The sequence below is a fragment of the Bradyrhizobium sp. CB2312 genome (assembly GCF_029714425.1).
Taxonomy (GTDB): domain Bacteria; phylum Pseudomonadota; class Alphaproteobacteria; order Rhizobiales; family Xanthobacteraceae; genus Bradyrhizobium.
In genome coordinates this window covers 2,257,194-2,275,116 of record NZ_CP121668.1, presented here as the reverse complement: position 1 = coordinate 2,275,116, position 17,923 = coordinate 2,257,194, and the positions used below count along the sequence as shown (strand labels likewise).

Here is a 17,923-nt window from a genome sequence, read left to right as displayed (position 1 = left end):
TTTTCGAGCGGCCGTAGGATGGGTAGAGCGCAGCGAAACCCATCAATCCGAGCGAAACGGCAGGCGCGGCGGTTCAATGGAAGCGGACGATGGGTTTCGCTGCGCTCTACCCATCCTACGCGGAAAATCGGATAGCCTGTCGGAAACCGCCCCGCTCGCTCGTCCTCTGGACCTGACGATCACCCCGGAGACCGCCAATGCCTCCCACCATCACCGCCTTCGAAAACTCGCCCGACCGCGGCCGGGGACAGGCGCGCGACATGCGGGTGCGCTGGGCGCTGGAGGAAATCCAGCAGCCCTACGACGTCCGCCTGGTTTCGTTCGAGCAGATGAAAGAGCCCGCGCACCTTGCGCGGCATCCGTTCGGGCAGATTCCGACTTATGAGGACGGCGATCTCGCGCTGTTCGAGTCCGGCGCGATCGTGCTGCACATCGCCGAGCACCATGCCGGGCTGCTGCCGGTCGAGCCGAATGCGCGGGCGCGCGCGATCGCATGGATGTTTGCCGCGCTGAACACGATGGAGCCGCCGATCGTCGAGCTCGGCATGGCGATGCTGTTCGAGCGCGACAAGAGCTGGTACGAGGCGCGCCTGCCCATGCTCAGGGATCGCGTCCGTGTCAGGCTCGGCGAACTGTCCCGCCGTCTCGGCGGCGCAGAGTGGCTCGACGGCGCCTTCAGCGCCGGCGATCTCATGATGGTGACCGCGCTGCGCCGGCTCAACACATCGGGGCTGCTGGAGGAATATCCTGACATCGCCGCCTATGTCGCCCGCGGTGAAGCGCGGCCGGCGTTCCGACGCGCGTTCGATGCGCAGCTGGCGGTGTTCACCGCGGCGTCGCGTTCGTAACCCACCCTACGAGAGCTGCGCTCCCCATTGCCTCCGTGCCCGCTCCCCTGCATGCTGGCCCGCCATCACAGGGGAGCCGCCGCATGCTGACCCTTTACTCCTATCCAGAACTGTTCGGCGTCGCCGACAACAACGGCTACGGCCTCAAGGTCTACGCCTTCCTCAAGCTCGCGGGCGTGCCCTTCGTGCACAAGCACATCTTCGACGCCTCCGCGGCGCCGCGCGGACAGTTGCCCTATATCGTCGACGACGGCGAGACCATCGGCGACAGCGAGACCATCATCGCGCATGCGATCGCGAAATATCGCCTGACCATCGATGCGGCGCTGTCAGCGGAGCAGCGACGAACCAATCACCTCGTCACGCGCATGCTGGATGATCTCTACTGGGTGATGTCGTACTCGCGCTGGAAGGACGAGCGCTTCTATCCGGCATTCCGCGACGGCTTCATCGCGCAGCATCCGCAGATCAATGCGGAAGGGTTCGAGAAGGCCAAGGCGTATAACGCGCAGCGCTATCATTTCCAGGGCATCGGCCGCTACACGCCCGAACAGGCTTACGCGCGGGGCCTCGCCGATCTGCAGGTGCTGGCCGAGATCGTGCCCGCGAACGGTTTCGTGCACGGCGCAGCGCCGACCAGCGTCGATGCCGGCATCTACGGCTTTGTCGCCAACATCTATTACGTCCCGATCCCGACGCCGCTGAAGGCGTTCGTCGATGCGCACCAAAATCTCGTCGCGCATTGCGAGCGGATTCATGCGATGGTGTCGGCCTAATCGGCGGTCTCGTAGGGTGGGCAAAGCGAAGCGTGCCCACCAACTTTTTCGTGTGTCGCTAACGTCGATGGTGGGCACGGCGCTTGCGCGCCTTTGCCCACCCTACGGCACCGTCGCCTACCGCATCGTGATCGCGAGCCCGCTGAGATCCGCATTCGCCATCAGGCCGACTTGCGTGCCGGTCAGCTCCAGCACCGCGCCCTTCTGGTTGGTCAACACGATGGCGCGGGCGCCGCGGCCGACGGCGAGGCCGGCGCCGGCAGCGCCATAGACGCCGGCGACGTCGGAGGGGCGGTTGATGTTGGAGACGCGGCCGCGCAGCACGGTCTTGGAGCCGCCGAAGACGAGGCCGTAATCGAGCCCGCCGGTCGAGAGCGAATAGGCACGGCCGCGGAAGTTGAGCACGCCGGAGCCGCCCGAGCCGCCGATGATCCAGCCCGCCTTGTAGATCGTCAGCACCACGGTGCCGCCGTCGGCCCGTGCGGCGGTCGAGAGGCCGGCAAGCGCGGCAATGGCGACCAGCGCGGCGCGGAAGGTGGATGCGATCTTCATGCAGAATCTCCGGGGACTATTTTTCAAGGGGGAAAGCGAATCAGACGCGACGAATCTATCCGATCGATCGCGGCGGCAACATGATCGGGGTGGGCGCGTTGGAACGATGTTGTTTCCGCTTGCACGGTCTGCTCCCTCGCCCCGTTCTTACGGGGAGAGGGTTGGGGTGAGGGGCCGCTTCCGCATAAACGGTGACAGTTGGACTCGCGGAGATTCCCCCTCACCCGGAATTTGCTCCGCAAATTCCGGCCTCTCCCCGCACGCGGGGAGAGGCGAACCACACCCACCGAGGCCGCCGCGATCATGCCATTCTGCCAGTGTTTTGCCCGACGCGTCAACTTTTACTTCTGTATTTCCGAACCAACTGACAAACCTCGTCTTTTCTACTGTGCATGGGGTTGTTTTCGAATTTTGTTTTTGCCCCCTCGCCCAATGCCGATTGCAACTCTCCCGCATGCCGCTACGCTCATGCGCCCACATGTCCCCGAGGTGACCCATGCCGATCCAGCATTTCGCGCCCCCGCCGCACGTCAAGGCGCCGCCGCTGTCGTTTGCGACGCGCGTCGGTGACCTCCTGTTCGTCTCCGGCATTCCCGGCTTCGATGCCCACGGCGCGCTGCCCGAGGGCTTCGATGCGCAGTTCGCCAACGTCGTCATCAACATCCGCCGCGTGCTCGACGAGGCCGGCGCGACGTTCCGCGACCTCGTCAAGGTCAACGTGCTACTGACCCGCGCTTCCGATGTCGCCGCGATGAATGCGCTCTATGCAGGCAGCTTCGGCCCGCCGCCCTACCCGGCGCGCACCACCTGCGTGGTGCACGCCCTGCCCGATCCGAAGATGCTGATCGAGATCGAGGCGGTGGCTTCGCTGGCGAAGTGAGCCGGGCCTAAGCGCGTGTGGCTTGGCGGGTACGCGGCCGAACCAAGTGCGCCGCTGCGTCTGACATGTCCGTGAACGGCCGCTCTCCCCGGCTTGCAAAGGACCTGCTTTTACCGCACGAACTTTCCGCTCACCCTTCCCCACAAGGAGATACTTCATGCGTCGCGTTCTCGCCCTCTGTGCCGTTGCCGGCATCGCTAGTTCCGTGTTTGCCGTGCCTGCGTCGGCGAAGGTCGGCTATTACGTGATCCGCTGGGACAACACCGGCATCTGCCAGGTCTGGAACGAGGACCTGAAGTACAAGCCGTTCCAGTTTGGGGCCTCGACCTACAAGGTCGTCAGCAAGCCGCTCCCGACTTTCACCGAGGCCTCCGATCTCCAGATCAAGCTGCGCGGGGAGCGCCGCTGCACGCTGTAGGCCTCACGCGACAGATCGCGTTCGGAAGGGCGGATCGCGGCAAGCGGTCCGCCCTTTTGCTTTGCCGGCGCCCTCGCTTTTTCGGGCGAGATCAGGCGTTTCCCGCGCGCACGCTTTGAACCTACCGCGCGAATGGAACTACTCACATCTTGTCCGGGGCGCCTGCCTGAAAGCGTCCCGCGCCACCTCCTCCCGTCATTGTCGGGAGGCGCATCACATCTTTCATTTGAGGAGCTATCATGCGTCGTATTTCCATGCTGTGCGCTGCCGCGGGTCTTGCCGTCACGGCCTTCGTCGCCGCGAGCCCTGCCGAAGCCAGCTATCACCTGATCCGCTGGCAGGACACCGGCTTCTGCCAGATCTGGGACGAGAGCATCCCGACCACGCCGTGGCCGGCCGGCTATCACCGCGCCAGCGAGACCGTGCCGACCTTCGTCGACGCGCTGATGCTGAAGGACCATGCGCTCAAGGCCGGTCACTGCACCTGGTAAGATTCTATTGGCGGACGACAAGGGTCGGGCAAGGATGCGATGCTAGCATCCTTGCCCGCTCGCGTTTCTATCCTTCGGCTTTCGGAGCAGAACGATGCGCCCGACGACGACAGCAACGGTTCTCGCCGCTTCGCTCCTGCTCGCGGTGGCGGCGCAAGCGCAGGCACCGCAATCCTTCCGCGTGATCTCGCCGATCTTCGGCCAGCTCGTCAGCTTCGCGATGCCCTCGCAATTCACCGTGGTGTTCGAGAACACCAAGGGCGGTCACTACATCCGCGAAGCCGTGCTCAAGGGCGAGACGGCCGAGCGCTGGACGCAGATGATCACGGTGACAGGCGAGAAAGGCATGACGCTGACGCCGGGTCACTCCCCCGAAGCATTCGCCGCCACGATCGCCGGCGGCTTCAAATCCGCCTGCCCCGACAGCTTTGCGGCGCAGCCGCTCGGCGCCATGACATTCGGCGGCTTCGAGGCTTTCGCTGCCGTGATCGGCTGCGGCCGCATCGACAGCGGCCCGACCCGCCACAGCGAGACCGCGCTGCTGATCACGCTGAAAGGCACGAGCGATTATTATTACACCATCCAATGGGCCGAGCGCGGTCCCGAGACCGACGAGCCGCCGGTCAGGGACGAACGCTGGCAAACGCGCCTGAGCGATCTCCGCCCGATCGCCCTCTGCCCGATCGTTGCAGGGGAAGCCGCGCCCTATCCGAGCTGCGTGAACAAGAGCTGAGGCGGCCGCACGCGCAACTGCCGTAGGGTGGGCAAAGCGCAAGCCTGCCCACCATTCCGTCCATCATGAAGAAAACCGTGGGCACGGCGCGATGCGCCTTTGCCCACCCTACGAGATCTCGATCTCACGCGTCCTTGTGCGCGCCGGGATGGATCAGGATGTCGCGCGCGGCGGCGAGGTCGATGAAGGCCTCGGTGCTGCCGCCCTGGTCGGGATGCATGCCCTTGGCAGCGCGGCGATAGGCCTGGTTGATGTCCTCGCAGGTGAGCTGCACGGCGAGCGGCAGGCCGAGCATCTTGCGGGCCCGGTCCTCGCTGGAGAGTTTCTTCGGCGCGGCGTTGCGGCGGCCGAAGCGCGGCGCGGCGAGATCATGGATGACGTCGAGGACCACAGCGAGGCGGCGCTGTGCCGCCAGCGTGACGCTGTGATCGTCATTGTCCACGGCCTGGCGCAGCACCGGAAGCGCCTGCTCGGCGGCCTGCCGCAGCATCGGTTCGGTGCTCATCCGCGCGATCTCGGCGACGAGCCGGCCCGCCTCGGCGAAGTCGGCCGACGGGGCCGAGCGCAGGCGTTCGAGAGCGAGTTTCCAGGAGTCCAGCCGTTCCATCATGCGCGCAACGTTTAGCAATCGAGATCAGTATGCCAAGGCCGCCGTTTCCGACCCCTTAATTTCGAGTTAGCCTTTCGTGAAACTTCGAAAAGAAATCGGGAGGAAATTGTCATGGCATTGCTCGCAAACCACATCGCCGTCGTCACCGGCGCCGGCTCCGGCATCGGCCGGGCGATCGCGGCCGGCTATGCCCGCGAGGGCGCGCAGGTGGTCCTGCTCGACGTCAACGCCGACACGGTCGCGGAAGCCGCCCAGGAGATCCGCAAGGCCGGCGGCAAGGCCGAGAGCTTTGCGCTCGACGTGACCCGGCGCGAGGACTGCTTTGCGCTGGCCAAGCAAGTGGCGGACAAGGTCGGACAGGTTTCGATCCTCGTCAACAATGCCGGCATCACCCGCCGCAACGCCTTCACCGCCGAGACGGAGACGGTGGCGAAGGATTGGAACGACATCATCTCGCTCAACCTCAACGGCGTCTTCAACATGACGCAGGCCTTCCTCGCACCTCTGCGCGCGAGCAAAGGCCGCATCGTCAATATCGGCTCGATCCAGTCCTTCGTGCATCTGCGCACGCCGAGCTCGGCGGCGTACACGACCTCTAAGCATGGCGTGCTCGGCTTCACCAAGGCGCTTGCGGTCGAGCTCGGCAAGGAAGGCGTGCGCGTCAACGCGATCGGCCCCGGCTTTATCGAGACCAACATCAACGCCCAGGTGCGCGCGACCAATCCGGCGTTGGTGCAGGCCTTCATCGATCACACCCCGCTGGCGCGCACCGGCAAGCCCGAGGATATCGTGGGACCCGCGATCTTCCTCGCCTCGGATCTGTCGGCCTACGTCACCGGCACGATCGTGATGGTGGATGGCGGCTATCGGACGGTGTGAGCGGCCCCTCGTCGGACGTCAGGCGTCTCGGAATACTGGATTCCCGGCCTTCGCGGGCATGACAGTGAGCGGGTCGCGCGCGATCGTCCCGCATCGCTATGCATCTCGTGCCAATCGCGGCCGCATCGCGGCATTCCTGAGGTCATCTGGTGCGATCGGGTTTGGTTAACCTTTCATTAACCAAACCCGCCCACCGTGGTTCTACGGCTTGGGGGTCGTTTGTTCTCGATCCGCTTCCAGCGAAGGAAGCGGGCGTTGATCGGGGTGTGTTGATGACCACTGTACATGTCGCGGCGCCGCAGGACGCCCAATTCCTGGCTCCGAACCAGATCGTTCCGCTGCTGATCGGCGCGACCGTCGACGAGGTCGAGCGCGAGCTCGTGCTTCAGACTCTCGCGCGCTGCGACGGCAATCGCACGCGCGCAGCGCGTGTGCTCGGCCTGTCGGTGCGCACGCTGCGCAACAAGATCAGGATCTATGCGGCGTCCGGCATCGAGGTGCCCGCGTATCACGATTAGTGCGCGCGTGACCATGCGAGGCGGATCATCCCGCCGCCGAGAATCGCAAGCGCGATGACGGCGACCGCGGCCGCGATCAGCTCGATGGCGCGGAGCACGAAAGCCGTCATCACGGCCCATGACGATTGCGGCTCATCGGCAAAGGCGATCGGCACGACGTCGGGCACCAGCAGATAGGCAAGGCCAAGCGCTGCCGCAAAGGTGACTGTAGACAGGCAGAAGATTGTCCAGGCTGCGCGCATCGGTTGCTCCTCGCGAGCGTGTGGCCGCGTGCCGTTCAATGGCACGGCGCTCCATGGCGCTGATTGATGTTGATCAAGCCCGCTGCAAGGGGTGGGCAGAATTGCTGCTGTCGTCAAACGCCGCTAAGTAGCTTGCTTCCGCAGAGGGGAGCAGTGGCGTGGCAGACGAACAGGGCCGGCAAGGACGACAGGGGCCTCAGGGCCGGCAGGGCGAACCAGGACGGCCGGGGCCGCAGGGTCATCCGGGCAAGCGGGGGCCGGACGGCGCGCGCGGCAAGCCGGGGCCTCAGGGCAAGCCCGGCCTGGCCGGAAAGGCCGGACCGCAGGGCAAGCCCGGCCTGCCAGGCAAGGCCGGCGAAGCCGGTGCGCGGGGGCCGGTCGGGCCGCAAGGAGCGGCAGGGCCGCAGGGCCCGCGCGGAGAGGCCGGACCGCCCGGCCAATTGCCGTCGATCGAGCAGGTGCTGCCCTGGCTGGAGCAGTTGTTCGATGCCTGGGACGAGCGCCGCCGCCAGCGCGAGCGCGAAGCCGCCGAGCGGGAAGCGCAGGAAGCAGCCGAGCGCGCTGCGCTGGAAGCCGCCGTGCAGGAGACTGACGAGACGCACGGCGAGGACGACGACGATGATGATGATGATAACGATCACAAGAAAAAGAAGAAAAAGAAGAAGCACGGCCACTAGGACTGGCGGACGAATCTAGTCCGTCCCGTCCTCACGTCGCGACAGCATGCCCATGCGCTCGAACTGCCAGCGCATGGCCCGGTACCAGAGATAGCCGACCGCCGCGCCGCATAAAGCGAGGATGACGACGTCCGCGCTCGAGAACGAGCCGCTCCACCACATCATCCACGCGGTCCACAGCAGCGTGAAGATGATGGCACCTGCTTTCAGCGGAAGAAGGGGGCGGCTCATGATCGTGCTCCGGGCTGTCAAAACCCCGGCCGACATCCTCGCAGCTTGGAACGGCTCCTACCGTGAGCCGGATCACGGAACGACTTAGCCGAACCGCAGCCGCGAGCGCTCCCTCGCCTTTTCCGCCTCGACCTCGCGGTCGCGCGCCGGCGCATGGGTATGCAGCGAGATCAGGAGTTTTCGCGCGGCTTCCGAGACCTCCGCCACCGCGCGCTCGAACACCTCCTCATTGGCCAGCGACGGCTTGTTGAAGCCGGACAATTTGCGCACGAATTGGAGCGCGCTGGCCTGGATCTCGTCCTCCGTCGCCGGCGGCTCGAAATTGAACAGCGTCTTGATGTTGCGGCACATGCAGTCTCTCCCGGAGGGTTTCCATAAGGACGATCGGCGCAGACGAAATCCTACATCCTCAAGTGCAGTTCTGCTAAGTTCCGCCGCAACGCGGCCGCGTTGACGAGCCGCAACGGGGAGAGAAACATGAGGACCTCTTGGGCCGCGCTGTCGGCCATTCTGCTGTCCATTTCAACATCAGTCATGGCCGCCGATTATCCGCCGCCGAAGCAGGGCGACTGGATCGCCAAGGATTTCAAGTTCCACACCGGCGAAGTTATGGCCGAGCTCAAGCTGCACTACACCACCGTCGGCGAGCCCGGCGGTCAGCCGGTGCTGGTGCTGCACGGCTCGGGCGGATCAGCGGCGAGCATGCTGACGCCTGCTTTCGCCGGCAAGCTGTTCGGCCCGGGCCAGCCGCTCGACGCCGCCAAATACTACATCATCATTCCCGATGGCATCGGCCACGGCAAATCGTCGAAGCCGTCCGACGGCATGAAGACGAGCTTTCCAAAATACGACTACGACGACATGGTCGAGGCGCAGTATCGCCTGGTGACGGAAGGCCTCGGCGTCAAGCATCTGCGGCTCGTCATCGGCAATTCGATGGGCGGCATGCACACCTGGCTGTGGGGCGAGAAATATCCGAAGGCGATGGACGCGCTGATCCCGATGGCCTCGCAGCCGACCGAGATGGCCTCGCGCAACTGGATGATGCGGCGGATCATGCTCGACACCATCCGCAACGATCCCGACTATGACGGCGGCAACTACACCAGCCAGCCGCGCATGATGAAATACGCCATCACCGCCTACGGCATCGCCAGCATCGGCGGCACGCTCGCCTATCAGCAACAGGCGCCGACCGCGGCCAAGGCCGACAAGATCGTCGACGACCGCCTTGCGACGCCGATCACGGCGGATGCCAACGACTTCGTCTATCAGTGGGAAGCCTCGCACGACTACAATGCCGGCGAGAAGCTGGAGGCAATCGAGGCCTCGCTGCTGCTGATCAACTCCGCCGATGACGAACGCAACCCGCCCGAGACCGGCATCACGGACGCTGCGATGAAGCGAGTCAAGAACGGCAAGCTGTATCTCATTCCCGCAAGCACCGAGACGCGCGGCCACGGCACCACAGGCAATGCGCAGTTCTACGTCGAGCAGATCAGGCAATTGCTGCAAACCGCGCCGCAGCGGACGATGTGAGACGAGCAGCTGGACAGTATGTCGAAGGCTCGCTTTCGCAAGGCTGCACTCGCGCTGCCCGGCGTCATCGAGGGCGCACATCACGGCCATGCCGACTTCCGCGCCGGCAAGCGCGTGTTCGCGACTCTGGGCTACCCCGACGACACATGGGGCATGGTGAAGCTCACGCCGGACCAGCAGGCCGTGCTCGTCGACGCCGAACCGGAGATGTTTCGTCCGGTGCCCGGCGCCTGGAGCAAGAGCGGCAGCACGAATGTGAAGCTGGCGAAGATCGATCCGGTGACGCTGCGAAGCGCGCTCGTGATGGCCTGGCGCAATGTCGCGCCGAAATCGCTGCTCGCATCGCTCGAGACGCGATAGCGAAGGTCATATCGCAACGCGTCATGTGCGGCGCCCTCGCGCGCCGCATATTATTTGAGCATGCAATGCGCTGACAGCTCGGGCTTAATCGCATCAACGATACGAATCGAACGCGACGGAGGATCGCATGCACAGGCTCGCGCCGTGCGTTTGGCTGGCCGCGACGATGGCGCTGACGAGCGCAGCATTCGCATTCGACAACGGCCAGTATGACCATGTCCCGCCCGATATCCGCGCCTGGTTCAAGAGCGTGATTGCGCCGAATGGCGTGCCGTGCTGCGACATCTCGGATGGCCATCGCACTGACTACGATGTACGCGGCGGCGCCTATTGGGTACCAATCGAAGGACATTGGATGGAGGTGCCCGAGCGTGCCATCATCCGCGATCGCGGCAATCCGGTTGGACAAGCCGTGGTGTGGTACGTCCGTCACCGCGGCGCTATCATCATCAGCTGCTTCGTGCCGGCGGATGCGGTCTAAGGCCTCTTGGTGATTTCGTTGGCTGGACGCGGCCTGATCGGCTAGTTTGAAGCCAAGCTGATGTGGAGGTACACCGTTGACCGATCTTTGCGCCGAGGACCTCGCCACCATCTATGCAAAGCCGAGCCCGCGCGTGATCGCGAAGGCGCGTCCCGCGATCGATGCGCATGCGAGGAAGTTCATCGGGATGTCGCCGTTCTGCGTGCTCGCGACGTCGGGCGCTGACGGCAGCGTCGATGCCTCGCCGCGCGGCGGCGGCATCGGCTTCGTCCACGTCGCCGGGCCCAACCAGCTGCTGATGCCCGACCGCTCGGGCAACAACCGGATCGACAGTTTTCGCAACGTCGTCGAAGGCTCGGGTTTCGTGCACCTGTTGTTCTTCGTGCCTGGAATCGACGAGACGCTGCGCGTCGGCGGCCGCGGCACGCTGTCGGCCGATCCGGATCTGCTGGCGTCGATGGAGGAATTCGGCAAGCTGCCGCGAGCGGTGCTGAACGTCGCCGTCAGCGAAGTCTATTTCCACTGCGGCAAGGCGCTGATGCGCTCAAAGCTGTGGTCGCCGGAGAAGGTGCAGCGCTCGGTGATGCCGAGCATCGGCGAGGTCATTCACGACCAGACGGGCCTCGGCGAACCGGAGAGCCAGGAGATCGTGGAAGCGCGCTACAAGACGCAGTTGTAGGGGCCGTTCCCGGCTCAATCAGACCGTCATGCCCGGGCTCGACCCGGGCATCCGCGTCTTCGTCGTGCGGCAAACGTAGATGGCCGGGACAAGCCCGGCCATGACAAATGGAGAGGGACGCGTGGAGCTTAATGCCCCTCGCCCTCGAGCCCGCCGACGTGCTTCTGGGTGTAGAGCTCGAGGCCGATGCGGCCGATCAGGTCGAGCTGGGTCTCGAGGAAGTCGATGTGGTGCTCCTCGTCGCTCATCAGCTTCTCGAACAGGTCGCGTGTGACGTAGTCCTTGACGCCGTGGCAGTAGGTCGCCGCTTCCTGGTACAGCGCCCGCGCGCTCATCTCGGCGGCGAGATCGCACTCGATGATCTCCTTGACGTTCTGGCCGATGCGCAGGGGATCGAGGACCTGCATGTTCGGGAAGCCGTCGAAGAACAGGATGCGCGCGGTGAGCTTGTCGGCGTGCTCCATCTCCTCGATGGACTCCTTGCGCCAGACCTTGGCCATGTCGAGGAGGCCCCAATTGTCGAGGAAGCGGTAGTGCAGCCAGTACTGGTTGATCGCAGTCAGCTCGTGACGCAGCGCCTTGTTGAGATAGTCGATGACTTTTGCGTCGCCCTGCATGGTTCACTCCAGCTCTTGCAGTCCAAATCGGCCCTAAACCGAATTTAGAATGCTTCTAAGTCAGTTTAAGGATGAGGGCAACCGGCTGCAGGGACGCAGCCGGGGAAAAGCTCAGCGGGGATTGTGGAAGTTTTCAGCAGGCAGCTAGGGCGAACTCGGCCGGCTCGTCATTGGCGGCCACCGTGTTGCTGTGCGGGCAGCCCGAGCAGCAGGACTTGGCGCAGGGGCCGAGCGCTTCGTCGATGATGGTCTTGATCGTCCGCGCGCAGCGGCCGCATTCGGCACTACAGCCGAGGCATCCATAGACCTGCTTGGCATGACGCACCGCATCGTCGGATTCGGCGACGGCGGCGCGGATGTCGTCATCGCTCAGCACGTTACAGGAACAAACGATCATGGAAGCGATAGGCCCTTCGGTGATGCGTCATCATCGATATTTAACGGGCCGTCCGGATGCAAAGGGAAAAACCGGTATTTGAAGCTATTCCAAACTAGCCCGGAAACAGCCTAGAACGGCTCTAAAATACGGTATTGCGGTGGATCAAGATCAGTCACCGCCACCGCCTCCACCTCCATCGCCGCCGCCTCCGCAATCCCCGCCGCTGCTGCCGCTATCGCTGCTCGAGCAGCTGCCGCTGTCGCTCGGGCCCGCCGCGCTGTCGCTGGAAAACCAGCTCCCCAGCGAGAAACCGTCGCTCGATCCCGAATAGCTGTCACCGCCGCCGGTGCCGCCATCCGTTCCGGCCGCTGCCCGCGAGCGCCGGCCCCGGTTCTGGAGATGGCTGATCCAGCCGTAGCCGATCGCGAAGATGACCCCGGCAGCAATCAAGGCATTGATCATCGCATTACCCATCATCGCCTCCCTGCTCGCCTCCTTGGCGGACCTGCGATCCACATTAATTGGTCGCATCCCGCAAAGGTGCCGTTCATCGGTCGTTCAAATGGAGTATGGAACTTAGGTCCCAAAGAGTTCCCCGAGTTGAAAGGCCAAGCCTATGAAGAAGTCGCTCCTGGCAGTTGCTGCCCTCGCCATCCTGGCCCTGGCGGCCGGCACACCCGCCCATGCACAGCGTGGCGTAGCCGCAGGCGTAGCCGCCGGGATCATCGGCGGCGCCATCGTCGGGGGCGCGCTGGCGTCTCCGTATTATTACGGACCAGGCCCCGGCTATTATGAACCGGGCTATTACCCGCCCCGCTACTACGCACCGGGTCCGGGCTATGTCGCCGACGATTATTACGGCGGTGGCTGCGTCTGGCAGAGGCAGCGCTTCTGGGACGGCTATGCCTGGCGCGTCCGCCGTGTCCGAGTCTGCGGCTGAGGCGACTTGAGCCGCGTGTGGACAGGTTCACTACGGACACGCCGTTCATCCTGGGGCCCGAAAAAGACCGCTTTTTCTCGTCACAGCTCCGTGTGCGTTTACCGTGGATTGACCATTTGCGCGCTTCCTAGCTGCAAGACCAATTCCATCAGAGTGTGCGTGAACCTTTGAAACCCGGGCGCCTCTAACAAGAGGAACCCATCTCCCAGGAGAGCCAAGAGCATGAAGAAGACTTTAGTTGCCGCCCTCACGGTTGCGACGGTCGCCGGTTCGCTGGTGACTGCCACTCCGTCCGCCAAAGCCGGTGACGGCGTCGGCGCCGGCATCGCGGCCGGCCTGATCGGCGGCGCCATCGTCGGCGGCGCCATCGCGTCGAGCCGTCCGGCCTATGGTGGTCCGGTTTACGTCGCCGAGCCCGGCCCGCCGCCCCCGCCCTGCTACTGGCAGCGCCAGCGCTATTGGGACGGCTACGGCTGGGTGGTCCGCCCGGTTCGCGTTTGCTACTGATGATCTCAAGGCGCTGATGAGCGCCGCGATCGAAGCCCGGCCGAGACCATCGGCCGGGCTTTTTCTTTTTGCTTGCCGCGCTATCGCGCCGCCTGGATCGAGCGCAGCACCTCTTCGCTCGGCCAGCAATCGACCTTCAGGCCTGCGGACTTCTGATAGGCGCCGAGCGCGGCGCGCGTCTGCATGCCGGCCTTGCCGTCGATCTTGTCCTTGTAGAGCCCGATACGCGTCAGGCCGCGCTGCATGGTCTCGACATCCTTCGTACGCAATTGCTTCGAAGCGGCCCAAGGTGTCGCGAACGGCAGCGGGCTCGTCATGCGATCGCTGAGATGGCCGACGAACAGCACGTAGAGGTCGGAGAAATTATATTCCTTGATGACGAAGTAGTTCTTCGTGGTCAGGAACGACGGACCGTAGATGCCTTCCGGTTGCAGCAGCGAGGCCGGCTGCGCCTGCTCGGCGGCGCTGAGCCTCGCGCCGCGCACTGGAACAAAACCTTCGCGCAGCCACTGGCCGATCGGCTTCGTCACCTCGGGCACGCCGGTGGTGCAATCGACTTTTGCGGGTGCTTGCACCTCGTAGGCCCAGCGCACGCCGCTCTGCCACCCCTTGTTGACGAGCTGCTGTGCAGCGGAGGCCAGCGCATCCGGCACCGAGTGCCAGATGTCGATGCGGCCGTCGCCGTCGAAGTCGACGCCGTGATTGTAATATTCGGACGGCAGGAATTGCGTCAGCCCGGTCGCGCCGGCCCAGGATGAGCGCATGTCCTTGCGCGTCACTACGCCCTCGCCCAGAATTTTCAGCGAGAGGATGAACTCGTTGCGATAGGTGTCCTTGCGGCGGCCGACATAGGCTTGCGTCGCCAGCACGCGGACGAGATCGTAAGGCAGCGTATAGCGGCCGTAGTCAGTCTCACGGCCCCAGATCGCGAGCATCACGGTCGCGGGCACGCCGGACTTCTTTTCGATCTGCGTCAGCGCGGAATTGTATTTTTGCAGCAGCCGCTGCCCCTCGCCGGCGAGCCGTGCGATCGACGCTTCCCTGACATAGTCGGCGGGCACCTGCACGAACTCGGCCTGCGACGGCGCGCCGGTCGCGGGCCGGCCCGGCAGGATCAGATCGGGCAGCTTGTAGTCAGGCTCGAGCCCGTGAGTCTGCTCATCGAACGTCGCGCGCGACACGCCGGCAGCCTGTGCCTCCGGCCACAGCGAGGCGATGAACTGCGTGAAGGCGGCATCGGCGGCGCGGGCGGGCGACCAGGTGCAGGTGACGACGATCACCGCAGCGATGAGCGCCCGTCGCATCATGCCGAAATCACCGCGTCAGCTTCTTGTACTTCACGCGGTGCGGGATGATGCTGTCCTGGCCGAGACGCCGCATCTTGTCCTTCTCGTAGTCCTGGAAATTACCCTCGAACCACTCGACATGGCTGTCGCCCTCGAAGGCCAGGATGTGGGTCGCGATGCGGTCGAGGAACCAGCGATCGTGGCTGATGATGACGGCGCAGCCGGCAAAATCCTCCAGCGCCTCTTCGAGAGCGCGCAGCGTGTCGACGTCGAGATCGTTGGTCGGTTCGTCGAGCAGCAGCACGTTGGCGCCGGACTTCAGCATTTTTGCCAGATGCACGCGGTTGCGCTCACCGCCGGAGAGCGCGCCGACCTTCTTCTGCTGGTCGGCGCCCTTGAAGTTGAACGACGAGCAATAGCCGCGCGAGTTGACCTCCTTCTTGCCGAGCAGGATCAGCTCGTTGCCGCCGGAGATTTCCTCCCACACGGTCTTCTTGCCGTCGAGCGCATCGCGCGACTGGTCGACATAGCCGAGATGCACGGTCTCGCCGACCGTGATCGTGCCCTTGTCCGGCGTTTCCTGCTTGGTGATCATCTTGAACAGGGTGGTCTTGCCGGCGCCGTTGGCACCGATCACGCCGACGATGCCGCCCGGCGGCAGCTTGAAGGTGAGATCGTCGATCAAGAGGCGATCGCCATAGCCTTTGCTGAGCGCTTCGAAATCGACCACGTTGGCGCCGAGCCGCTCGGCGACCGGAATGATGATCTGCGCGGTCTGGGTCTGCTTCTCGCTCGCCTGCTTGAGCAGCTCCTCATAGCGCTGATAGCGCGCCTTGGACTTGGCCTGGCGTGCCTTCGGCGAGGACGCGACCCACTCCTGCTCGCGAGCGAGCGTCTTCTGATGCGCGGCCTCCTCGCGGCCTTCCTGCTCCAGGCGCTTCTGCTTCTGCACCAGCCAGGACGAGTAGTTGCCCTCGTAGGGAATGCCGCGGCCGCGATCGAGCTCGAGGATCCACCCGGTGACGTTGTCGAGGAAGTAACGGTCGTGGGTGACGATCAGGATCGCGCCGGGATAGTTGCGAAGGTGACCTTCGAGCCACGACACGGATTCGGCGTCGAGATGGTTGGTCGGCTCGTCCAGCAGCAGCAGCTCGGGCTGGTCGAGCAAAAGGCGGCACAGCGCGACGCGGCGGCGTTCACCGCCGGAGAGTTTCGTGACATCGGCATCGTCGGGCGGGCAGCGCAGTGCGTCCATGGCCTGGTCGACCTTGCTGTCGAGATCCCAGAGGCCCTGGGCCTCGATCTCGTCCTGCAGCTTGGTCATCTCGTCGGCGGTCTCGTCCGAGTAGTTGACTGCGAGCTCGTTGTAACGGTCGAGGATCGCCTTCTGCTTGGCGACGCCTTGCATGACGTTCTCGCGCACGGAGAGCTTCGGATCGAGGTGCGGCTCCTGCTCGAGATAGCCGACGCGGGCGCCCTCGGCGACCCAGGCCTCGCCGGTATATTCCTTGTCGAGGCCGGCCATGATCTTGAGCAGCGTCGACTTACCCGAGCCGTTGACGCCGAGCACGCCGATCTTGGCGTCCGGGTAGAAGCTCAGATGGATGTTATCGAGCACCTTCCGGGTCGGGTAGCTCTTGGTCAGGCCCTGCATGAAATAGATGAACTGGCGCGCCATCGGTCCCGTGAAACCTTCGATTTGAGGAAATTTGCTTGCCGCCGATGTAACGATCCCGCCCCCAAAGGGCAACGTTTTCCCTCCGTTCACCACGGATGAATACGGTACGGACACCATCCGGACCCAGATCCGGACAATTGAAACCATTTTTTAATAAAGCAGGCCAAAGCTCGGTTTCGCGCGGAAACAGCGCCACCCGCTCAGAATGAGTGGGGAGAACAGCGAGACAGCGTCATGGCCCTGATCGAGACCCATTCTCTTCCTGTTCCGGCAGAAGTCGGGCACGTCTCCGGCGTCGTGTCGGAGGTCAAGGGCTTCTGGAAGCGCTTCTTCACCACCGCCTTCAACCCCTACCGGCCCGAGCTGCACTACATGCGCGGCCCCGGCCCCGCCTGGCGCGCCAAGCACGGCATGGACGCGCCGCCCCGGCTCAAGCCCCGCGACCTCTGAGGCTCCCTCTCCTATCGGATTTTTGAAGACGCAAGCTGCTTGCGCGCGAGGCTGATTGCGCGCAACCATGGCCCGGTTCCGACGATGGCGCCCATCGCCCAGCGCCGTTCCCTCTCGCCATGGATGAAGCTGATGAGCCGGCTGCGCTGCGCAATTCTCGACGACTATTTCAACCTCGCCCTCGATGTCGCCGACTGGCAGAAGCTGTCGGACCGCATCGACGTCACCGTGTTCAGCCATCCCTTCGCCTCGGAGCAGGCTGCGGCCAGCGCGCTCGCGGACTTCGAGATCATCTGCGCGATGCGCGAGCGCACTGCGTTCCCGAAGAGCCTGTTCGACAGCCTGCCGAAACTGAAGCTGCTGCTCACCTCGGGCATGCGCAACGCTTCGATCGACATAGAGGCCGCGAAGGCGCGCGGTATCGTCATCGGCGGCACGCAATATTCGCGCGATCCGACCGCGCCGCTCACCATGGGCCTGATCCTGGAATTGACTCGCGGCATCGGCCGCGAGAATGCGCGGATGCATGCGGGTGAGCCCTGGCAGACCTTTGCCGGTGTCGAGATCGAGGGGATGACGCTCGGCGTCGTCGGGCTCGGCAAGCTCGGCAGCAAGATGGCGGGGATTGCGAAAGCGTTCGGCATGAACGTGATCGCCTGGAGCCCGAACCTGACGCCGGACAAGTGCGCGGCGGCCGGCGTCGGCTACGCCACCAAGGAGGAGCTGTTCACCAAAGCCGACATCGTCACCATCCATGTGGTGCTGAGCGAGCGCTCGCGCGGCCTCGTCGGCCGCGCCGACCTCGCGCGGATGAAGCCGACGGCCTTCCTCGTCAACACCGCGCGCGGGCCCATTGTCGATGAGACGGCGCTGCTCGAGGCTTTGCAGCAGAAGAAGATCGCGGGCGCCGGCTTAGATGTCTTCTCGGTCGAACCGCTGCCGGTCGACCATCCCTTCCGCAAGCTCGACAATCTCGTGCTGACGCCACATCTCGGCTACGCGACCGAGGACGGTTTGCGCATTCATTACGGTCAGATGGTCGAAGCGGTAGACGCCTTCACCAAAGGCAGCGAGTTGCCGCGCAAGCTCGCCTGAAACGAAGAAGGGCGTGCCGTTGGCACGCCCTTGCCGAGTTGAACTGTTTCGAAGCGC

At 64.4% G+C, this 17,923-nt stretch carries 27 protein-coding genes; 17 read left to right on the top strand and 10 right to left on the bottom strand.

Going from position 1 to position 17,923, the window contains the following annotated elements; genetic code table 11:
* Positions 1–197: 197 nt before the first annotated feature.
* Positions 198–848, top strand: a complete 651-nt coding sequence (locus QA642_RS10795; protein WP_283084638.1) for a glutathione S-transferase family protein — start codon at positions 198–200, stop codon at positions 846–848.
* Positions 849–931: 83 nt separating this feature from the next.
* The gene (locus QA642_RS10790; RefSeq protein WP_283084637.1) at positions 932–1,624 is read left to right on the top strand and encodes a glutathione S-transferase family protein; all 693 of its coding nucleotides are present in this window, start codon (positions 932–934) and stop codon (positions 1,622–1,624) included.
* A 117-nt stretch (positions 1,625–1,741) separates the two neighbouring features.
* Here QA642_RS10790 and QA642_RS10785 read toward each other — a convergent pair whose 3' ends face one another.
* Entirely contained in the window at positions 1,742–2,176 is a 435-nt protein-coding gene (locus QA642_RS10785) for a hypothetical protein (RefSeq protein ID WP_283084636.1), read from the bottom strand.
* A gap of 496 nt (positions 2,177–2,672) precedes the next feature.
* Between QA642_RS10785 and QA642_RS10780 the strand changes: the two genes are divergently transcribed.
* The 4 genes from QA642_RS10780 to QA642_RS10765 all read left to right on the top strand — a co-directional run bounded on the left by QA642_RS10780 (position 2,673) and on the right by QA642_RS10765 (position 4,698).
* The gene (locus tag QA642_RS10780; RefSeq protein ID WP_283084635.1) at positions 2,673–3,056 is read left to right on the top strand and encodes a RidA family protein; all 384 of its coding nucleotides are present in this window, start codon (positions 2,673–2,675) and stop codon (positions 3,054–3,056) included.
* Positions 3,057–3,213: 157 nt separating this feature from the next.
* A complete protein-coding gene (locus tag QA642_RS10775) occupies positions 3,214–3,474 on the top strand; it encodes a hypothetical protein (RefSeq protein ID WP_283084634.1) in 261 nt (86 codons plus the stop codon).
* Positions 3,475–3,713: 239 nt separating this feature from the next.
* Positions 3,714–3,965, top strand: coding sequence for a hypothetical protein (locus QA642_RS10770; RefSeq protein ID WP_283084633.1), 252 nt, complete (start codon positions 3,714–3,716; stop codon positions 3,963–3,965).
* Between the two features lie 94 nt (positions 3,966–4,059).
* Complete coding sequence (locus QA642_RS10765; protein ID WP_283084632.1) at positions 4,060–4,698, top strand: hypothetical protein; 639 nt, start codon at positions 4,060–4,062, stop codon at positions 4,696–4,698.
* A 124-nt stretch (positions 4,699–4,822) separates the two neighbouring features.
* Here QA642_RS10765 and QA642_RS10760 read toward each other — a convergent pair whose 3' ends face one another.
* Positions 4,823–5,308 carry a J domain-containing protein gene (locus QA642_RS10760; RefSeq protein WP_283084631.1) on the bottom strand — a complete coding sequence of 162 codons (486 nt, stop codon included), beginning with the start codon at positions 5,306–5,308 and terminating at the stop codon, positions 4,823–4,825.
* A gap of 111 nt (positions 5,309–5,419) precedes the next feature.
* Between QA642_RS10760 and fabG the strand changes: the two genes are divergently transcribed.
* The gene (fabG, locus tag QA642_RS10755; protein WP_283084630.1) at positions 5,420–6,187 is read left to right on the top strand and encodes a 3-oxoacyl-ACP reductase FabG; all 768 of its coding nucleotides are present in this window, start codon (positions 5,420–5,422) and stop codon (positions 6,185–6,187) included.
* A 272-nt stretch (positions 6,188–6,459) separates the two neighbouring features.
* Entirely contained in the window at positions 6,460–6,705 is a 246-nt protein-coding gene (locus QA642_RS10750; RefSeq protein WP_027560706.1) for a helix-turn-helix domain-containing protein, read from the top strand.
* Here the strand turns inward: QA642_RS10750 and QA642_RS10745 are convergent.
* Complete coding sequence (locus tag QA642_RS10745; RefSeq protein WP_283084629.1) at positions 6,702–6,947, bottom strand: hypothetical protein; 246 nt, start codon at positions 6,945–6,947, stop codon at positions 6,702–6,704. The two genes, QA642_RS10750 and QA642_RS10745, sit on opposite strands and share 4 nt — an antisense overlap.
* 158 nt (positions 6,948–7,105) lie before the next feature.
* Here QA642_RS10745 and QA642_RS10740 point away from each other — a divergent pair, with 158 nt between their 5' ends.
* Complete coding sequence (locus QA642_RS10740) at positions 7,106–7,624, top strand: collagen-like protein (protein ID WP_283084628.1); 519 nt, start codon at positions 7,106–7,108, stop codon at positions 7,622–7,624.
* A gap of 15 nt (positions 7,625–7,639) precedes the next feature.
* On the opposite strand, the gene QA642_RS10735 is transcribed toward QA642_RS10740, so the two are convergent.
* Entirely contained in the window at positions 7,640–7,855 is a 216-nt protein-coding gene (locus QA642_RS10735) for a hypothetical protein (RefSeq protein ID WP_283084627.1), read from the bottom strand.
* Positions 7,856–7,939: 84 nt separating this feature from the next.
* Positions 7,940–8,206 (bottom strand): DUF2277 domain-containing protein, encoded by a 267-nt coding sequence (locus QA642_RS10730; protein ID WP_283084626.1) that lies wholly within the window; start codon positions 8,204–8,206, stop codon positions 7,940–7,942.
* A 126-nt stretch (positions 8,207–8,332) separates the two neighbouring features.
* On the opposite strand from QA642_RS10730, the gene QA642_RS10725 reads away from it, so the two are divergent.
* The 4 genes from QA642_RS10725 (at position 8,333) to QA642_RS10710 (ending at position 10,914) form a co-directional block, all read left to right on the top strand.
* Positions 8,333–9,394, top strand: coding sequence for an alpha/beta fold hydrolase (locus QA642_RS10725; RefSeq protein ID WP_283084625.1), 1,062 nt, complete (start codon positions 8,333–8,335; stop codon positions 9,392–9,394).
* A gap of 18 nt (positions 9,395–9,412) precedes the next feature.
* The gene (locus tag QA642_RS10720) at positions 9,413–9,754 is read left to right on the top strand and encodes an MmcQ/YjbR family DNA-binding protein (RefSeq protein WP_283084624.1); all 342 of its coding nucleotides are present in this window, start codon (positions 9,413–9,415) and stop codon (positions 9,752–9,754) included.
* Positions 9,755–9,881: 127 nt separating this feature from the next.
* Entirely contained in the window at positions 9,882–10,235 is a 354-nt protein-coding gene (locus QA642_RS10715) for a hypothetical protein (protein WP_283084623.1), read from the top strand.
* Between the two features lie 76 nt (positions 10,236–10,311).
* Complete coding sequence (locus QA642_RS10710) at positions 10,312–10,914, top strand: pyridoxamine 5'-phosphate oxidase family protein (protein WP_283084622.1); 603 nt, start codon at positions 10,312–10,314, stop codon at positions 10,912–10,914.
* 128 nt (positions 10,915–11,042) lie between these two features.
* Here QA642_RS10710 and bfr read toward each other — a convergent pair whose 3' ends face one another.
* From bfr to QA642_RS10695, 3 genes are all read right to left on the bottom strand, one after another.
* The gene (gene bfr / locus QA642_RS10705; protein ID WP_011089420.1) at positions 11,043–11,531 is read right to left on the bottom strand and encodes a bacterioferritin; all 489 of its coding nucleotides are present in this window, start codon (positions 11,529–11,531) and stop codon (positions 11,043–11,045) included.
* 133 nt (positions 11,532–11,664) lie between these two features.
* Positions 11,665–11,928 carry a (2Fe-2S)-binding protein gene (locus QA642_RS10700; RefSeq protein WP_283084621.1) on the bottom strand — a complete coding sequence of 88 codons (264 nt, stop codon included), beginning with the start codon at positions 11,926–11,928 and terminating at the stop codon, positions 11,665–11,667.
* 150 nt (positions 11,929–12,078) lie between these two features.
* Positions 12,079–12,387, bottom strand: coding sequence for a hypothetical protein (locus QA642_RS10695; RefSeq protein ID WP_283086850.1), 309 nt, complete (start codon positions 12,385–12,387; stop codon positions 12,079–12,081).
* Between the two features lie 139 nt (positions 12,388–12,526).
* On the opposite strand from QA642_RS10695, the gene QA642_RS10690 reads away from it, so the two are divergent.
* Positions 12,527–12,850: a hypothetical protein gene (locus tag QA642_RS10690; protein ID WP_283084620.1), complete on the top strand. Its 324-nt coding sequence runs from the start codon at positions 12,527–12,529 to the stop codon at positions 12,848–12,850.
* Between the two features lie 222 nt (positions 12,851–13,072).
* Entirely contained in the window at positions 13,073–13,357 is a 285-nt protein-coding gene (locus tag QA642_RS10685) for a hypothetical protein (RefSeq protein ID WP_235544215.1), read from the top strand.
* 80 nt (positions 13,358–13,437) lie between these two features.
* On the opposite strand, the gene QA642_RS10680 is transcribed toward QA642_RS10685, so the two are convergent.
* Together QA642_RS10680 and ettA are read right to left on the bottom strand one after the other, a co-directional pair.
* On the bottom strand, positions 13,438–14,664 hold the full coding sequence (locus QA642_RS10680; protein WP_283084619.1) for a lytic murein transglycosylase: 1,227 nt from the start codon (positions 14,662–14,664) through the stop codon (positions 13,438–13,440).
* A gap of 7 nt (positions 14,665–14,671) precedes the next feature.
* Positions 14,672–16,321, bottom strand: a complete 1,650-nt coding sequence (gene ettA, locus QA642_RS10675) for an energy-dependent translational throttle protein EttA (protein WP_283084618.1) — start codon at positions 16,319–16,321, stop codon at positions 14,672–14,674.
* 234 nt (positions 16,322–16,555) lie between these two features.
* On the opposite strand from ettA, the gene QA642_RS10670 reads away from it, so the two are divergent.
* Together QA642_RS10670 and QA642_RS10665 are read left to right on the top strand one after the other, a co-directional pair.
* Positions 16,556–16,771, top strand: a complete 216-nt coding sequence (locus QA642_RS10670; RefSeq protein WP_283084617.1) for a hypothetical protein — start codon at positions 16,556–16,558, stop codon at positions 16,769–16,771.
* A 132-nt stretch (positions 16,772–16,903) separates the two neighbouring features.
* Positions 16,904–17,866, top strand: a complete 963-nt coding sequence (locus QA642_RS10665) for a D-2-hydroxyacid dehydrogenase family protein (protein WP_283084616.1) — start codon at positions 16,904–16,906, stop codon at positions 17,864–17,866.
* Positions 17,867–17,923: the final 57 nt, after the last annotated feature.

Bases quoted from the DNA above. Each gene is read 5' to 3' on its own strand.
- QA642_RS10795 (WP_283084638.1), top strand. From the start codon at position 198: ATGCCTCCCACCATCACCGCCTTCGAAAACTCGCCCGACCGCGGCCGG.
- QA642_RS10790 (WP_283084637.1), top strand. From the start codon at position 932: ATGCTGACCCTTTACTCCTATCCAGAACTGTTCGGCGTCGCCGACAAC.
- QA642_RS10785 (WP_283084636.1), bottom strand. From the start codon at position 2,176: ATGAAGATCGCATCCACCTTCCGCGCCGCGCTGGTCGCCATTGCCGCG.
- QA642_RS10780 (WP_283084635.1), top strand. From the start codon at position 2,673: ATGCCGATCCAGCATTTCGCGCCCCCGCCGCACGTCAAGGCGCCGCCG.
- QA642_RS10775 (WP_283084634.1), top strand. From the start codon at position 3,214: ATGCGTCGCGTTCTCGCCCTCTGTGCCGTTGCCGGCATCGCTAGTTCC.
- QA642_RS10770 (WP_283084633.1), top strand. From the start codon at position 3,714: ATGCGTCGTATTTCCATGCTGTGCGCTGCCGCGGGTCTTGCCGTCACG.
- QA642_RS10765 (WP_283084632.1), top strand. From the start codon at position 4,060: ATGCGCCCGACGACGACAGCAACGGTTCTCGCCGCTTCGCTCCTGCTC.
- QA642_RS10760 (WP_283084631.1), bottom strand. From the start codon at position 5,308: ATGATGGAACGGCTGGACTCCTGGAAACTCGCTCTCGAACGCCTGCGC.
- fabG (WP_283084630.1), top strand. From the start codon at position 5,420: ATGGCATTGCTCGCAAACCACATCGCCGTCGTCACCGGCGCCGGCTCC.
- QA642_RS10750 (WP_027560706.1), top strand. From the start codon at position 6,460: ATGACCACTGTACATGTCGCGGCGCCGCAGGACGCCCAATTCCTGGCT.
- QA642_RS10745 (WP_283084629.1), bottom strand. From the start codon at position 6,947: ATGCGCGCAGCCTGGACAATCTTCTGCCTGTCTACAGTCACCTTTGCG.
- QA642_RS10735 (WP_283084627.1), bottom strand. From the start codon at position 7,855: ATGAGCCGCCCCCTTCTTCCGCTGAAAGCAGGTGCCATCATCTTCACG.
- QA642_RS10730 (WP_283084626.1), bottom strand. From the start codon at position 8,206: ATGTGCCGCAACATCAAGACGCTGTTCAATTTCGAGCCGCCGGCGACG.
- QA642_RS10725 (WP_283084625.1), top strand. From the start codon at position 8,333: ATGAGGACCTCTTGGGCCGCGCTGTCGGCCATTCTGCTGTCCATTTCA.
- QA642_RS10720 (WP_283084624.1), top strand. From the start codon at position 9,413: ATGTCGAAGGCTCGCTTTCGCAAGGCTGCACTCGCGCTGCCCGGCGTC.
- QA642_RS10715 (WP_283084623.1), top strand. From the start codon at position 9,882: ATGCACAGGCTCGCGCCGTGCGTTTGGCTGGCCGCGACGATGGCGCTG.
- bfr (WP_011089420.1), bottom strand. From the start codon at position 11,531: ATGCAGGGCGACGCAAAAGTCATCGACTATCTCAACAAGGCGCTGCGT.
- QA642_RS10700 (WP_283084621.1), bottom strand. From the start codon at position 11,928: ATGATCGTTTGTTCCTGTAACGTGCTGAGCGATGACGACATCCGCGCC.
- QA642_RS10695 (WP_283086850.1), bottom strand. From the start codon at position 12,387: ATGATGGGTAATGCGATGATCAATGCCTTGATTGCTGCCGGGGTCATC.
- QA642_RS10690 (WP_283084620.1), top strand. From the start codon at position 12,527: ATGAAGAAGTCGCTCCTGGCAGTTGCTGCCCTCGCCATCCTGGCCCTG.
- QA642_RS10685 (WP_235544215.1), top strand. From the start codon at position 13,073: ATGAAGAAGACTTTAGTTGCCGCCCTCACGGTTGCGACGGTCGCCGGT.
- QA642_RS10680 (WP_283084619.1), bottom strand. From the start codon at position 14,664: ATGATGCGACGGGCGCTCATCGCTGCGGTGATCGTCGTCACCTGCACC.
- ettA (WP_283084618.1), bottom strand. From the start codon at position 16,321: ATGGCGCGCCAGTTCATCTATTTCATGCAGGGCCTGACCAAGAGCTAC.
- QA642_RS10670 (WP_283084617.1), top strand. From the start codon at position 16,556: ATGGCCCTGATCGAGACCCATTCTCTTCCTGTTCCGGCAGAAGTCGGG.
- QA642_RS10665 (WP_283084616.1), top strand. From the start codon at position 16,904: ATGAGCCGGCTGCGCTGCGCAATTCTCGACGACTATTTCAACCTCGCC.